17 protein-coding genes are annotated in these 14596 nt (G+C 38.4%); 10 read left to right on the forward strand and 7 right to left on the reverse strand.

What is annotated here, in order from left to right; all coding sequences use genetic code 11:
• Window positions 1–359 precede the first annotated feature (359 nt).
• From ilvY to glpE, 3 genes are read left to right on the forward strand one after another with little or no spacing between them, the layout of a single operon-like run.
• Window positions 360–1238 carry an HTH-type transcriptional activator IlvY gene (gene ilvY, locus HMPREF2644_RS00300; RefSeq protein WP_011272165.1) on the forward strand — a complete coding sequence of 293 codons (879 nt, stop codon included), beginning with the start codon at window positions 360–362 and terminating at the stop codon, window positions 1236–1238.
• A 31-nt stretch (window positions 1239–1269) separates the two neighbouring features.
• On the forward strand, window positions 1270–2148 hold the full coding sequence (rarD, locus tag HMPREF2644_RS00305) for an EamA family transporter RarD (RefSeq protein ID WP_011272164.1): 879 nt from the start codon (window positions 1270–1272) through the stop codon (window positions 2146–2148).
• Window positions 2149–2466 (forward strand): thiosulfate sulfurtransferase GlpE, encoded by a 318-nt coding sequence (glpE, locus tag HMPREF2644_RS00310; RefSeq protein ID WP_005658417.1) that lies wholly within the window; start codon window positions 2149–2151, stop codon window positions 2464–2466. It abuts the gene before it with no gap.
• Window positions 2467–2547: 81 nt separating this feature from the next.
• On the opposite strand, the gene tpiA is transcribed toward glpE, so the two are convergent.
• Entirely contained in the window at window positions 2548–3339 is a 792-nt protein-coding gene (gene tpiA, locus HMPREF2644_RS00315) for a triose-phosphate isomerase (protein ID WP_005650804.1), read from the reverse strand.
• Between the two features lie 165 nt (window positions 3340–3504).
• Between tpiA and HMPREF2644_RS00320 the strand changes: the two genes are divergently transcribed.
• Both HMPREF2644_RS00320 and xerC read left to right on the forward strand, forming a co-directional pair.
• Complete coding sequence (locus tag HMPREF2644_RS00320) at window positions 3505–3945, forward strand: GNAT family N-acetyltransferase (protein WP_005655034.1); 441 nt, start codon at window positions 3505–3507, stop codon at window positions 3943–3945.
• Window positions 3939–4826 (forward strand): tyrosine recombinase XerC, encoded by an 888-nt coding sequence (gene xerC / locus HMPREF2644_RS00325; RefSeq protein ID WP_011272163.1) that lies wholly within the window; start codon window positions 3939–3941, stop codon window positions 4824–4826. The genes HMPREF2644_RS00320 and xerC overlap by 7 nt, the downstream gene beginning before the upstream one ends.
• Before the next feature lie 52 nt (window positions 4827–4878).
• Here the strand turns inward: xerC and HMPREF2644_RS00330 are convergent, their stop codons facing one another.
• Window positions 4879–6333 carry an aminoacyl-histidine dipeptidase gene (locus HMPREF2644_RS00330; RefSeq protein ID WP_011272162.1) on the reverse strand — a complete coding sequence of 485 codons (1455 nt, stop codon included), beginning with the start codon at window positions 6331–6333 and terminating at the stop codon, window positions 4879–4881.
• Between the two features lie 110 nt (window positions 6334–6443).
• Between HMPREF2644_RS00330 and gpt the strand changes: the two genes are divergently transcribed.
• The 4 genes from gpt (at window position 6444) to ispF (ending at window position 8462) form a co-directional block, all read left to right on the forward strand.
• On the forward strand, window positions 6444–6911 hold the full coding sequence (gpt, locus tag HMPREF2644_RS00335) for a xanthine phosphoribosyltransferase (protein ID WP_005650775.1): 468 nt from the start codon (window positions 6444–6446) through the stop codon (window positions 6909–6911).
• A gap of 122 nt (window positions 6912–7033) precedes the next feature.
• Window positions 7034–7312, forward strand: a complete 279-nt coding sequence (ftsB, locus tag HMPREF2644_RS00340) for a cell division protein FtsB (protein ID WP_005661211.1) — start codon at window positions 7034–7036, stop codon at window positions 7310–7312.
• On the forward strand, window positions 7312–7989 hold the full coding sequence (gene ispD, locus HMPREF2644_RS00345; RefSeq protein WP_011272161.1) for a 2-C-methyl-D-erythritol 4-phosphate cytidylyltransferase: 678 nt from the start codon (window positions 7312–7314) through the stop codon (window positions 7987–7989). The genes ftsB and ispD overlap by 1 nt, the downstream gene beginning before the upstream one ends.
• Complete coding sequence (gene ispF / locus HMPREF2644_RS00350; protein ID WP_006995249.1) at window positions 7986–8462, forward strand: 2-C-methyl-D-erythritol 2,4-cyclodiphosphate synthase; 477 nt, start codon at window positions 7986–7988, stop codon at window positions 8460–8462. Before ispD ends, ispF begins: the two co-directional genes overlap by 4 nt.
• A 306-nt stretch (window positions 8463–8768) precedes the next feature.
• On the opposite strand, the gene dtd is transcribed toward ispF, so the two are convergent.
• The 3 genes from dtd to HMPREF2644_RS00365 all read right to left on the reverse strand — a co-directional run bounded on the left by dtd (window position 8769) and on the right by HMPREF2644_RS00365 (window position 9957).
• Complete coding sequence (gene dtd / locus HMPREF2644_RS00355) at window positions 8769–9203, reverse strand: D-aminoacyl-tRNA deacylase (protein WP_005650818.1); 435 nt, start codon at window positions 9201–9203, stop codon at window positions 8769–8771.
• Complete coding sequence (mioC, locus tag HMPREF2644_RS00360; protein ID WP_005667635.1) at window positions 9200–9640, reverse strand: FMN-binding protein MioC; 441 nt, start codon at window positions 9638–9640, stop codon at window positions 9200–9202. The genes dtd and mioC overlap by 4 nt, the downstream gene beginning before the upstream one ends.
• A 98-nt stretch (window positions 9641–9738) precedes the next feature.
• Window positions 9739–9957 (reverse strand): cell division protein ZapB, encoded by a 219-nt coding sequence (locus tag HMPREF2644_RS00365; protein ID WP_005650820.1) that lies wholly within the window; start codon window positions 9955–9957, stop codon window positions 9739–9741.
• A gap of 161 nt (window positions 9958–10118) precedes the next feature.
• On the opposite strand from HMPREF2644_RS00365, the gene glpX reads away from it, so the two are divergent.
• Window positions 10119–11120, forward strand: a complete 1002-nt coding sequence (gene glpX / locus HMPREF2644_RS00370) for a class II fructose-bisphosphatase (RefSeq protein WP_005690169.1) — start codon at window positions 10119–10121, stop codon at window positions 11118–11120.
• A gap of 55 nt (window positions 11121–11175) precedes the next feature.
• On the opposite strand, the gene cydC is transcribed toward glpX, so the two are convergent.
• Window positions 11176–12834 (reverse strand): thiol reductant ABC exporter subunit CydC, encoded by a 1659-nt coding sequence (gene cydC, locus HMPREF2644_RS00375; RefSeq protein ID WP_048950191.1) that lies wholly within the window; start codon window positions 12832–12834, stop codon window positions 11176–11178.
• Entirely contained in the window at window positions 12827–14572 is a 1746-nt protein-coding gene (locus tag HMPREF2644_RS00380) for an ABC transporter ATP-binding protein/permease (RefSeq protein ID WP_005690161.1), read from the reverse strand. Before HMPREF2644_RS00380 ends, cydC begins: the two co-directional genes overlap by 8 nt.
• Between the last annotated feature and the right edge of the window lie 24 nt (window positions 14573–14596).

Raw genomic sequence — 14596 nt, forward strand, 5'->3', positions numbered from 1 at the left:
ATTGAAAGTCGCAAAGGCGATTTATATGGGGCTCAGAATATATCAGAGCGTTATTAAAAAGTGCGGTTAGTTTTCTGGTATTTTTTTAAATACGCTAAATTTTACCCGCACTTTAAATTGAAGAAAGAACAAATTAGTTCCCTTCTTTGCCGCCTGAGAAATTGGAAACTTGTAGGAAATTTTCGTCTGTTTGAGCGTAGCGAGTTCAGAAAATTTCCGTTAAGCAAGTTTTCAATTTCTCAGGAAATAAGGCAAAGCAGGGCGTGTTTTCTTTTTGCCTACTTTTGCTTTGCATGAGCAAAGAAAAAGTAGGTCGCCATCGGCGAAACCCGAAATTAAATAAAATAAAAGAAGAAATTATGGAATTTACCGACCTACAAATATTCATCCACCTCAGTGATACAAAAAACTTCGCCAAAACTGCCACCCAAAACCACATGTCTCCCTCTACCCTTTCCCGTCAAATTCAACGATTGGAAGACGAGTTAGGGAAGACACTTTTTATCCGTGATAATCGCCAAGTCAAACTTACTGAATATGGCGAGAAATTTTTGCAATTTGCTAAAACAGAATGGCAAAACTGGCAACAATTTAAACAACAACTGAAAGATAAATCCGATGAATTTTGCGGTGAAATTAAACTTTTTTGTTCTGTAACCGCATCTTATAGCCATCTTCCTCACGTACTTAAAGAATTTCGCCAGCGTTATCCTAAAGTGGAAATTCAACTGACTACGGGTGATCCAGCGTTAGCACTAGAATTAATTCAAGCGCAACAAGTCGATCTCGCGCTTGCGGGGAAACCAAATAATCTGCCTTCTAGTGTAGTGTTTCATAAAATAGATGATATTAGTTTGTCCCTAATTGCCCCGCGAGTGGCTTGTTTGGCGACACAATTATTGCAAGAAAAACCTATTGATTGGCAGCAAATGCCTTTTATTTTTCCCGTTGAAGGTCACGCACGGCAGCGAATTGAACAATGGTTAAGGGAGAAACAAATTAAACACCCGAAAATTTATGCTACTGTTGCAGGACACGAAGGAATTGTGCCAATGGTGGGATTAGGATTTGGATTAGCAATGTTGCCTGATGCAGTAATTGACAGCAGCCCAATGAATAACCAAATTTCCAGACTTAATCTTGATAAACCTATTGAGCCTTTTGAATTAGGTATTTGCACCCAAAAAAGAAATCTCGAACAGCCCCTAGTCCGTGCATTTTGGGCGATGTTAGAATAGAATAAATAATGGTTTAAAATAAGGATTTCTTATGTTTAAAGGTATTCTCGTTTCATTATTAGCCTCGTTTTTATTTGGCTATATGTATTATTTTTCTACGTTACTAAAACCTTTGAGTGGCACAGATATTTTCGGTTATCGGATGATATTTACTTTTCCTTTTGTCCTGTTGTCCGTCACATTATTTAAACAAAAAGCAGCTTTAATTGAACGTTTAAAACGCATTCAAAAACGACCGCACTTAGCATTGTCATATTTACTTTGCGGATTATTAATGGGTTTTCAAATGTGGCTTTTTCTTTGGGCACCGAATAATGGCAGTTCATTAAGTGTATCTTTTGGTTATTTACTTTTACCAATTGTAATGGTGGCGGCAGGTCGCGTGTTTTTTAAAGAACGCATTTCAACATTCAAATTTATTGCCGTTATCATTGCAACATTAGGCGTAATTTCTAATATTGTGCTAAAAGGCGGTCTTTCTTGGGAAGCCATTGTTATCTGTTTAGGTTACACCGCATATTTTTCTATCCGAAAAGCATTAAAAAATACCGATCTTGCCTCCTTTTGTTTAGAAATGTTAAGCCTTATGCCTGTCAGTATTTATTTTGCTTTACAAACAGATTTCGCGACAGTACAACAAACCAATCCGTTTATTTGGGGGCTGCTTGTATTACTAGGATTAATCAGCGGTACTGCGTTAATTGCCTATGTAATAGCCAGTAATATGCTTCCTATGAATTTACTCGGTCTGCTTGGTTATGTTGAAACTATTATGATGCTATGCGTATCATTTTTGATCGGAGAACAAATTGATAGCGGAAGCTACCCACTTTTTATTTGTTTAGTTATCGCGATGATTCTTGTTATGGTTGATGGCGTTTACAAACAACACGCAAAAGGAAGTTTATAAATGTCATTTAAAGAAATAACTCCACAGCAAGCTTGGGAAATGATGCAACAAGGCGCAATATTAGTCGATATTCGAGATAATATGCGCTTTGCTTATTCACATCCTAAAGGTGCTTTTCATTTAACAAACCAAAGTTTTTTGCAATTTGAAGAACTAGCAGATTTTGATTCGCCTATTATTGTGAGTTGTTATCACGGCGTGAGCAGTCGAAATGTAGCGACTTTTCTCGTGGAACAAGGCTATAAAAATGTATTTAGTATGATTGGCGGATTTGATGGATGGTGCAGAGCAGAATTGCCGATTGATACCACTTACTAACCCATTCATCAAAAATATAAGATATAAAAAAGTGCGGTAAAAATTTACCGCACTTTTGTTGTTATTCTAATTAACTGAAAATTAGTTTTTCGCTGCAGCTGCTGCTTTAACAATTACTGCAAATGCAGGGGCTTTTAATGATGCGCCACCCACTAATGCACCATCGATGTCTGGCTGAGTAAATAATTCAGCGGCATTTGCATCATTTACAGAACCGCCGTATTGAATAATTACTTGCTCTGCCACGGCTTGTGATTTCGCTGCGATGTGACCACGGATAAATGCATGAACGGCTTGTGCTTGTGCTGGAGTTGCAGATTTACCCGTGCCAATTGCCCAGATTGGTTCGTATGCGATCACTGCACCGTTGAATGCTTCTACGCCTAATGCATTGATGACTGCATCAATTTGACGCGCACATACTTCTTCTGTTTTGCCTGCTTCGTTTTCTGCTTCAGATTCACCAATACATAATACTGGCACTAAACCAGCTTCTTTTAATGCACCAAATTTTTTCGCCACAAATTCGTCGCTTTCTTTATGATAAGTGCGGCGTTCAGAGTGGCCAATAATGATATATTTTGCACCGAAATCTTTTAACATTTCGCTAGAAATATCACCAGTAAATGCACCTTTCACATTGATATCTACGTTTTGTGCACCTAATTGAATCACACTTTTACCGCCACAGCTGCAACCACAACCAGAAAGTGCTGCTTCAGCCGTACCTAAATACATAACGGGGGGGGCAATTGCTACATCACAACCTGTTACATCATGTAATTCCGCTTTTAATCCCTCGATTAATTCTTTCGTGAATGCTTTGCTACCGTTTAATTTCCAGTTACCCATAACTAAAGGACGACGTGCCATTTTTGTTTCTCCATAGTTGATAAAATTAACTTGCTTACTATACCAAAATTTCGCCCCTATTCTTTGCAGAAGATCATAAAATTAAAAAAATTCTCACAGAAAGATGATTATCTTGAGCTAAAAAGCTACAATTACCTGTATGGAACCAATAAAAAATAACCAATTATGAAACTTTTCAAAGCTGAACAATGGAATATTGAAGTGCTTCTTCCTCTTTTTGAAGCCTATCGCCAAGCCTATGGGCAAGCAGAGAATCCAGAACGTACCTTAGCTTTTTTAACTAATCGTATGCGTTTTAATGAAAGCCTGTTTTTTATTGCGGTGGATGAAAATGAAAAGGCTATTGGCTTTGTGCAGCTTTTCCCTCGCCTTTCTTCTTTACAATTGCAACGTTATTGGCAAATCACCGATATTTTTGTGTTGGAACATGCGCAACAAACAGAAATTTATGCGGCGTTGATTTCTAAAGCAAAAGACTTTGTGCATTTCACGCAATCCAATCGTTTAGTGGCAGAATTAGCGCAAAATCAATATTCAATGTTGGAATCGGAAGGGTTTAAATTGAACCCAAAAGAACGTTTATTTGAATTGAGTTTGTCATGCTAACAGCGTTAAATCGTTATTGGGATTATTTGCGGATTGAACGCCAAATGAGTCCTCACACAATCACTAATTATCAACATCAGCTTGATGCCACCATCAAAATCTTAGCGCAACAAGATATTCATTCTTGGACACAAGTGACGCCTAGCGTGGTGCGCTTTATTTTAGCGGAAAGCAAAAAACAAGGCTTAAAAGAAAAAAGCTTGGCTTTGCGTTTATCCGCATTACGTCGATTTCTCAGTTTTTTAGTGCAACAAGGCGAATTAAAAGTAAATCCTGCCACAGGCATTTCTGCACCGAAACAAGGCTGGCATTTACCGAAAAATATGGATGGCGAGCAAATTCAACAATTGCTTGCCAACGATAGCAAAGAACCTATTGATATTCGTGATCGTGCTATTTTGGAATTAATGTATAGTTCAGGTTTGCGTTTATCTGAATTACAAGGCTTAGATTTAAACAGCATTAATACCCGTGTGCGGGAAGTACGCGTTATTGGAAAAGGTAACAAAGAACGAGTTGTGCCGTTTGGACGTTATGCTTCGCATGCTATTCAAGAATGGTTAAAAGTGCGGGCATTATTTAACCCAAAAGATGAGGCATTATTTGTTAGCCAGCTTGGAAATCGTATTTCTCATCGAGCCATTCAAAAACGTTTAGAAACTTGGGGTATTCGTCAAGGCTTAAATAGCCATCTTAATCCGCACAAATTACGTCATTCTTTTGCGACGCATATGTTGGAAGCCAGTTCTGATTTACGCGCCGTGCAAGAATTGCTTGGGCATAGCAACCTTTCCACCACACAAATTTATACTCACTTAAATTTCCAACATCTAGCAGAAGTGTACGATCAGGCGCACCCAAGAGCGAAACGAAAAAAATAAAAGAGCGGTTAAAACAAAAGAAATTTTAACCGCACTTTTAATTAATATTAGATTACTTCGCAGGAATATCGGCAAGTACTCTTGTCAATAAATCCCAATAGGTTTGTACTGTTGCGATTTCCACTTTTTCATCTGGTGAGTGAGCATTTCGGATTGTTGGCCCAACAGAAATCATTTCAATGTTTGGATAATGTTCTTTTAAAAGACCACATTCTAATCCTGCGTGAATGACTTTCACTACAGGTTGCTCGCCTAGCACTTCAGCATAATGTTTGCGAGTAACGTCTAAGATAGTTGAGTCATTTACAGGTTGCCAGCCCGGATAAGGTGCAGAAAACTCGACTTTTGCATTTGCTAAGATTGCAAGTGAGCTGAGCATTTCAGTTACGTAATATTTACCGCTTTCAATTAATGAACGAACTAAAATAGTGCTTTTTACAACATTACCTTCTGTTTTCAATACGCCAACGCTTAATGAACTTTCTACAACATTTTTAACTACATCACTATTGCGGATTACGCCATTTGGTAATACGTTGAGTGCGTTAATAACCGTTTGAGTGCTTTGTGCGGTGAATACGGTAGGGGCTTTTTCTGCGGATTCTACAAAAAGTGTGAAATTAGGTTCTGCAATTGCTAATTCTTCTTTAAGCACAACCGCGAGATTTTCTACCGCACTTTCTATGGTTTTTACATCGCCATTAAAGGCTAACACAGCTGCTGCTTCTCGAGGAATTGCATTACGAATTGAGCCACCACGAATATCAGAGAGAGCAAAGTGCGGTTGATTTTGAGAAAGTTTTGCTAATACTCGCGCTAACACTTTAATTGCATTTGCACGCCCTGTATGGATATCGCCGCCAGAGTGGCCGCCACGTAAACCCTTAAGGGTGATTTGTGCGCTGCGCTCAAACGTATTGGTTTCATATTGAACGGGAATTTCAAAGTTTGCGTTAATCCCGCCCGCACAACCAATGTAAATTTCGCCAATTTCTTCGGTATCTGTATTGATTAAAATTTCAGATTGTAACCAGCTATGACGTAAGCCTTTTGCGCCATCCATGCCTGTTTCTTCTGTCATTGTTAAAAGCACTTCAAGAGGTGGATGGGCTAAATCATTGCTTTCTAACACCGCTAAAGTAGAGGCTAAACCGATACCATTGTCAGCTCCTAATGTGGTACCTCGTGCTTTCACCCATTCTCCATCAATATAAGGTTGAATTGGATCTTTGGTAAAATCATGTGGATTGCCTTCATTAGCCTGTGGCACCATATCTAGATGGGCTTGTAGCACAACAGGCGTGTGATTTTCCATTCCTTTCGTCGCGGGTTTACGAATGAGAATATTCCCCACTTCATCGCGTTCAACAAAAAAATGCTTTTCTTTTGCCCAATTTACAATAAAGTTAGCTAACGTATCTTCATAATGAGAAGGATGAGGGATTGCACAAATTTGATCGAACCATTTCCATAACAGTGAAGGTTGAAGTGTTGTAATTTCAGACATAGTTGCTCCTTTTTACTGAAAATATTTACGAAATAATAGCATAAAACGCCATTTCGGGTTATCCTTACGCAATTTTTTATTTCTCGATAAATTTAAACTAAGGTGCAATTATGAGCGAAAAATATGTGGTAACTTGGGATATGTTTCAAATGCATGCCCGCAGATTATCAGAACGTTTACTTCCAGCTTCCCAATGGAAAGGTATTATTGCGGTGAGTCGCGGTGGTTTGTTTCCAGCGGCTGTATTGGCTAGAGAATTGGGTCTTCGTCATATTGAAACCGTTTGTATCGCAAGTTATCACGATCATAACAATCAAGGTGAACTACAAGTTCTTCATGCAGCCCAAGTGCCAAATGGCGGCGAAGGATTTATCGTGGTAGATGATTTAGTTGATACGGGTAATACGGCACGTGCGATTCGTCAAATGTACCCTAATGCAAAATTTGTCACTGTATTTGCAAAACCTGCAGGTGCGGAATTAGTGGATGATTACGTAATTGATATTCCACAAAATACTTGGATTGAGCAACCTTGGGATTTAGGTTTAACCTTTGTTCCACCTCTCTCTAGAAAATAATTTTTATACAAAAAAGTGCGGTTAAAATAAAAGAATTTTTAACCGCACTTTCTTTCATTTTATCGTTTTTCCTAATTTTTCACGGTAAACAGGTTAAAATTTTACTCACAATAAATATCCGTATGCGACTTCTTATTTTAATCCTTCTTTCTGTATTAGTATTGTTTCAATATAATTTTTGGTTTGGCAGTAACGGTTTTTTAGATTATCGTCAAAATGCTGAGAAAATTAAGGAAAATCAAGCAGAAAATGAAAAGCTATCTCAACGTAATCAGCGTATTAATGCAGAAATTCAAGGATTAACAAAAGGTTTTGAAGCGATCGAAGAACGCGCACGAATGCAACATGGCTTAGTGAAAGAAAATGAAGTGTTCTATCATATTGTAAAAGAGAGTAAATAATGACTCGTTCAATTATTGCGGTCTTGCCCGCGGCTGGTGTTGGTTCACGGATGCAAGCGGATAAACCGAAACAATATTTAACGCTGCTTGGCAAAACACTGCTTGAACATACACTCGATGTGATGCTTTCTTATCCTGCTGTATCTAAAATTATCTTGGCGGTAAGCAAAGATGATCCTTATATTTCTACACTATCGCTCGATCCTAAAATTCAGTTAGTGGAAGGTGGCACAACGCGAGCTGAATCTGTCTTAAATGGTTTAAATGCAATTGCGGAAAAAAATGCCTGGGTGCTTGTTCATGATGCTGCCCGCCCTTGTTTACAACATGCTGATATTGATAAATTGTTAGCTATTGAAGATAAACAAGGTGCGATTTTGGCAATCCCAGTAACAGATACGATTAAACGAGCGGACAATCAGCAATGTATTGTAAAAACAGAAGATCGTAGCCAGCTTTGGCAAGCAATGACACCGCAGTTTTTCCCAGTAGATATATTAAGAGATGCGCTTTCCACAGGAATTCAACAAGGTGCGAATATAACAGATGAAGCATCAGCGATAGAACTTGCTGGATTTAGACCGCACTTAGTGGCTGGACGTAGCGATAATTTAAAAGTGACTCGTCCAGAAGATTTAGCATTAGCAGAATTTTATTTAACAAGGAATAAATTATGATCAGAATTGGACACGGCTTTGATGTTCACGCTTTTGGCGAAGATCGACCATTAATTATTGGTGGTGTAGAAGTGCCTTATCATACGGGCTTTATTGCGCACTCAGATGGAGATGTGGCATTACACGCATTAACTGATGCAATCTTAGGGGCTGCAGCTTTAGGCGATATTGGAAAACTTTTCCCCGATACCGATATGCAATATAAAAATGCGGATAGTCGAGGTTTACTGCGTGAAGCGTTTCGCCAAGTACAAGAAAAGGGATATAAAATAGGTAATGTTGATATTACCATCATCGCTCAAGCACCTAAAATGCGCCCACATATTGATGCAATGCGTGCCAAAATAGCTGAAGATATCCTATGTGATATTGAGCAAGTTAATGTAAAAGCAACGACTACCGAAAAATTAGGCTTTACAGGAAGACAAGAGGGGATTGCTTGTGAAGCCGTTGCTCTTTTAATTCGACAATAATTTACTATTCTTATATTCTTAAAAGTGCGGTGCAATTTGAAAAGAATTTCATCGCATTTTTATTAGTGAAATAATAAGCGATTGCTCGTTATTATTAAGTGACCATTGGTGAAAGGAGACGCCCATTTATGGGTGAGGGAGCAATGGAGGGCTTCAGTCCGCCTTTTTGCTTACCAACCTTGTTGAATATATGGTTCATTATTAATTGATGGAATTTATACGCTTTAACGAGAATATTCCATTAACTAAACCATTTAATAAAACAAATGTAAAACAGTGAGCTTATTGCCAACTTAGATTTTCTTATTATACATTTAACCAAAACGTCACAGGCCCATCATTTGTTAAGCTCACTTGCATATCCGCTGCAAATTGCCCTGTTGAAACAGGTAATTTCTCTGCGCACTTTTGGATAAAGTATTCATATAATTCATTAGCCAATGCTGGGGACGCACCTTTTGAAAAACTCGGGCGTAAACCTTTTTGCGTATCCGCTGCTAATGTAAATTGCGAAACGATAAGTAATTCCCCCTGCGCTTGTTGAACATTTAAATTCATCTTGTCATTTTCATCACTGAAAATTCGATAATTAAGCACTTTTTCAGCGAGTTTATCCGCTTTTTCTCGGTTATCTTCTTTTTCTACACCAAGCAAAACTAACAAACCTTTGCCAATTTTCCCTATTGTTTCGCCCTTTACATTCACTTTTGCTTGAGACACACGCTGAATTAGGGCGATCATTTCAATCCCTCAATAAAACTCGGTAACCATTCTTCAGCATAACTTTCTTGATCATCCACGTTTAACACGTCAATTTTTAAAGTCTCACAAATTTTTACCGCACTTTTTGCTTGAAGTGTTTGCTCCACTTTGTCCGCTGCATAGCAAAAAGTATCATAATCAGAACTACCTAATCCAACGACCGCAAAGCGAACATCTGAAAAATCCTTTTGGCTATTCGCTAATTCATCAAATAGGGGTTTTAAATTGTCTGGCAATTCGCCTGCACCGTGCGTTGAAGTGACAATCAGCCAAATTTTCTCGTTTTCAATGTCAGATAAATTTGGTCCGTGAAAAAGTGCGGTGGAAAAACCTTGAGTTTCTAAAACATCGTTTAAATGCTCGGCAACATATTCCGCCCCACCTAAAGTGCTGCCTGAAAGAATACAAATGTGCATTTTATTATCCTATATTTATTTTCTTCTCAAAGAGAAAAGAAAATTATTGAAATGATTAATAATAAAAAGGCTTAGAAAATCTAAGCCTTTTATTACGATTAAACGTTATCAAACTTACCAAGTAATGAACGAATATGCTCTTGCCAGTTACGATGTTCGTTTTTCAGCTGTTCATTTTCAGTTTGTAAGTTTTCGATATTTCTTTGAGATTCTGCGTTTTTCTCTTTTAATTCTTCAACTTCTAATTGAAGTAATTGGATAGTTTCTACCGCTTGTTTAATTTTTTCTTCAAGCTGGTCTAAAATTTCTAAAGACATAATGATTTCCTTTTAAATATGGGTAAGTTTAGGGGTATTTTACCCAGTAAATTTACCTTTTTAAAGCATTGAATAAAAATTTATTATGCAAACGATTACTCAGTGATAGAATGATGCTATTTTTGCCATAATCTTGAAAAATAAGCAGAAGGAGAATAATAATGAATCGAGCATTAGCCATTGAATTTTCACGAGTAACAGAAGCAGCCGCTCTAGCAGCTTACACGTGGCTTGGTCGAGGAGATAAAAATGCGGCAGACGATGCAGCGGTAAAAGCGATGCGTTATATGCTGAATTTGATTCATATGGACGCTGAAATCGTTATAGGAGAGGGCGAAATTGATGAAGCCCCAATGCTTTATGTTGGCGAAAAAGTCGGTTCTGGCTTAGGGGAATTAGTTTCTATCGCAGTAGATCCTATTGATGGTACACGTATGACCGCAATGGGGCAATCTAATGCTATTTCTGTCTTGGCTGCAGGTGGCAAAAATACCTTTTTAAAAGCACCTGATATGTATATGGAAAAATTAGTGGTGGGTTCAAATGTAAAAGGCATCATTGATTTAAATTTACCACTGGAACAAAATCTTCGCCGCATCGCATCTAAGCTAGGAAAATCCCTTTCTGACCTTACCGTAATGGTATTAGCCAAACCACGTCACGATGCCGTAATTAAACAAATACATAACTTGGGCGCGAAAGTATTGGCAATTCCTGATGGCGATGTGGCAGGTTCTGTGCTTTGCTGCTTACCTGATGCTGAAGTCGATCTTCTTTATGGAATTGGTGGTGCGCCAGAAGGCGTGGCAGCTGCTGCAGCCATTCGAGCATTAGGTGGTGATATGCAAGCTCGTTTAATCCCACGCAATGAAGTAAAAAGCGACACCGAAGAAAATAAAAAAATTGCAGCTAATGAGATTCAACGCTGTGCAGCATTGGGCGTAAAAGTGAATGAAGTGTTAAAACTTGAAGATCTCGTGCGTGATGACAATCTTGTATTTACTGCAACAGGCATTACCAATGGCGATTTGCTTAAAGGCATTTCCCGAAAAGGCAATTTAGCCAGTACTGAAACCATTTTAATTCGAGGAAAATCCCGCACAATTCGTAAAATTCAATCTATTCATTATTTGGATGACCTTTATAAAATTTTGAATATTTAGTATTAGAAACAAAAAAAATCGCACCTTTAACAGTGCGATTTTTTGTTGTCTTAGTTTAGGACATTCTGCCGTTTTCTATGCCAATTACCTGATCGCAAATAGCCATGGTAGATTGGCGGTGGCTGACGAGAATAATCAATTTTTCAGCTTTCACATCGAGTAATGATTTCAAAATCATTGCTTCGTTTAAGCTATCCAAATTACTGGTTGGCTCATCGAGTAAAATAATCGGTGCATTATGCAAGAATGCTCGGGCAATACCGATACGCTGTTTTTCACCGTCAGAGAGATTGCCGCCCAATTCTGTCATTTTTGTTTGATAACCTTGTGGTAAGCTTAAAATGAAATCATGAATTGAAGCTTTCTTCGCTGCTTCCATAATTTCTTCTAAGGTTGCATCACGGCGAGCAAGACGGATATTTTCCTCGATGGTTTCGTTGAAAATATAGGTTTGCTGAGTAATGTACGCCATATTGTCACGTAAGCTACGGGTGTTGATATTTGGCAAAGTTTCACCGTTAATTTTAATGCTACCTGATTTAGGATCGTAAAAACGCATCAGCAATTTCAATAAGGTACTTTTACCGCTACCACTTCTGCCGTGAATACCTAAGATTTCGCCTTTTTTCACAGATAAGCTGACATCCGATAAAATTTGTTCTTCGCCGTAAGCGAAGTTTACATTCTCAACATCAATGCAAGAAACATCTTTTAAATCTACCGCACTTTCTACATCTTTTAACTCTGGCTCTTCCGCTAATAAACTTAATACTCGTTCGCCAGAAGCCAAAGTTTGTAATAAGTTGCTTGAAAGGTTACTTAAGGCGATAACTGGCCCATAGCTCGACATCAATAAAATCACGCCAACTAAAAAGGCAGCGAAATCAATTTTATCTAAGCTAAATAAAATTAAGCCAGTAAACAGCATAATAATGTTGAAAACAGATACTGCCACTTCAGTATAAACACGAACTTTCGCTTCTTGGTCTTTAATACGCTCAAACGCCGTATCGATTTTTTGGCTGCGTTGTTGAATTTCTGCTAAACGTTGTTGTGCATAACCGAAAAGCTGAATTTCTTTCATACCACGCACGCTGTCGAGGAAGAAGTCGTTCATTTCGCCCACTAATTCACGATAACGTCTGCCATCTTCACGTGCCAATTTGGTGGTAATAATCGGTAAAATCACGCCAACTGTTAAATAAGCAGCCAATGCCACAAGTACAAACCAGCTTGAAAGCTGGGCAAAGACCAACAATAAAATCGCAGAGGTAAAGAATGCGATCATAATTGGTGCAATGGTGTGCGCATAAAACACTTCGAGTAACTCAATATCATTGGTGACTAATGACACTAATTGCCCCGCTTGTTTATCTTGCAACTTCACAAAAGCTAGGCGACGCAAAGAAGAAAACACTTTGTCACGCAATAATGCCAATAATTTAAAGGCGATATAATGCCCAGACATTTGCTCTAAATAACGCAATGCTCCACGAGCCACCGCCAATACGATAAGTGCGGTCAAAATGCCAGAGAAACTTAAATAGGTGTCAAAGTTAAGAAGATTCACTAACCCCATCGCACCCAGCACCATAATAAAGATGGCAGCTAGGAAACCGAGCGTACCCATAGTAATGGTAAACGCCATAATGTGCGCAAGTGGAGTCACTAATTTCAACAAATGCCCCATTACAACAAAACCATTTTTACGCATTTGCCACCTCTCTAATTTGTTCTAAATCTTTTTGTTGTTGGAACATTTCAGCATACGCACCTTGTTTTGCCATTAAGCTTTCGTGTGTGCCTTGCTCAATCAATTTGCCTTGGTCAAGTACGTTAATACAGTCCGCATTTACCGCATTCGCCAAGCGGTGAGAAATCATCACAATGGTTTTTTGTTGTTTAAATTGCTGAATGAACTGCAAAATAATTTCTTCGCTTTCCACATCAATGTTACTGGTCGCTTCATCAAAAATATAAAGCTCGGCATTGTGTAATAAAGCACGCGCTAAGGCTAAACGTTGAATTTGACCGCCCGATAAATTCGCACCTCGGCTTAAGAGTTGCATATCTAATCCGCCATTTTCGCGTACAAATTGGGCAAGATTCACTTGTTCTAAACACGCATAAATTTGTTCATCTGTAGCATCAATTTTCGCCATCGTCATATTTTCACGCAGTGAGCCTTTAAACACATAACTGCTATGGCTCACCAATGATACTTTTTGATAGAAAGAAGTGCAGTCAATATTGAGGGCGTTTTGTCCATTAAACAAAATCTCTCCTTGTTGCGCTTTATTAAAGCCCATCAATAACGAAACTAAAGTTGATTTACCGCAACCACTTTTACCCACAAATACAGAAAGTTGGTTTGGTAAGATACTCAAATCTAAACCTGTAATTGCTGGTTTTTCTTCACTATAAGAAAAATGCAGATCTTTAATTTCCACTTGAAGGTTATTTTTTGCCTCAAAATTTACCGCACTTTGTTGGGTTTCCACTGGCGTATCAAGCAATGTGAAGATCTTATCTGAAGCCGCTTTACCATTCATCGCAACATGGAAGAATGAACCAAGCAAACGAAGTGGAATAAAGAACTCAGAAGAAAGGAGAATAAATAAAATCACGCCTAACACGCTGAGTTGTGCATCTTGGAATTGCAATAATGCAGTTAAAATCCCAATTGCCGCGCCGCCATAAGCGAGTAAATCCATAAGAGAAACCGAGTTAAGCTGCATAGTAAGCACTTTCATGGTTATTTTGCGGAAATGCTCAGCCTCTTTATCCATCGCTTTCGCTTTATAAGTATCGTCTTGATAGATTTTTAGCGTAATTAAACCCTGTAAGTTATCTAAAAAGCTACTGCCTAATCCCACATAAATCGACCAATATTTTGCCAAAAGTTTTTTCGCAATTTTATTCACCGCAATAATTGACATAGGGATAAGCGGCACACAAATCAACAAAATCACGGCAGTTTTAAAACTGAAAAAAATCAGGAAAGCAAAGAGTGTAAGCGGTGCAAGCAAGCTATAAAAAAGCTGCGGCAAATAACGCCCAAAGTAGATTTCAAGCTGTTCTACACCTTCTGATGCCACTTGGATAATGCTTGAAGTGGATTGCTGATTCACTTGGTTAAGCGGCATAGAAGCCAATTTACGATAAATAAGGCTACGCAATTCATGCTTCACTTTTGTGCTGGCAAAATAAGACGCCTGCACTGATTTTTTACCCGCAAAAGCACGTAATGCCAATGCTGCAATCAAAAGGATGCCCAAAATGACCGCACTTAACGGGCTTAATTCGTGAAAATAAGCAGCTTGTAAAATATAAGAAAACACGACAGCACTAATAATCCCGCCAACTAACGCCACCCAATTCCACAACACTGTGACGCCAATCCATTTTTTGCTGTCAGCCACCGTGTTAATTAGGCGTTTATCTATCATCATAATGATTGCTCCTAAAATAAAAAG

This window comes from Haemophilus sp. HMSC071C11 (assembly GCF_001837655.1).
In the GTDB taxonomy this organism is placed as follows: domain Bacteria; phylum Pseudomonadota; class Gammaproteobacteria; order Enterobacterales; family Pasteurellaceae; genus Haemophilus; species Haemophilus influenzae.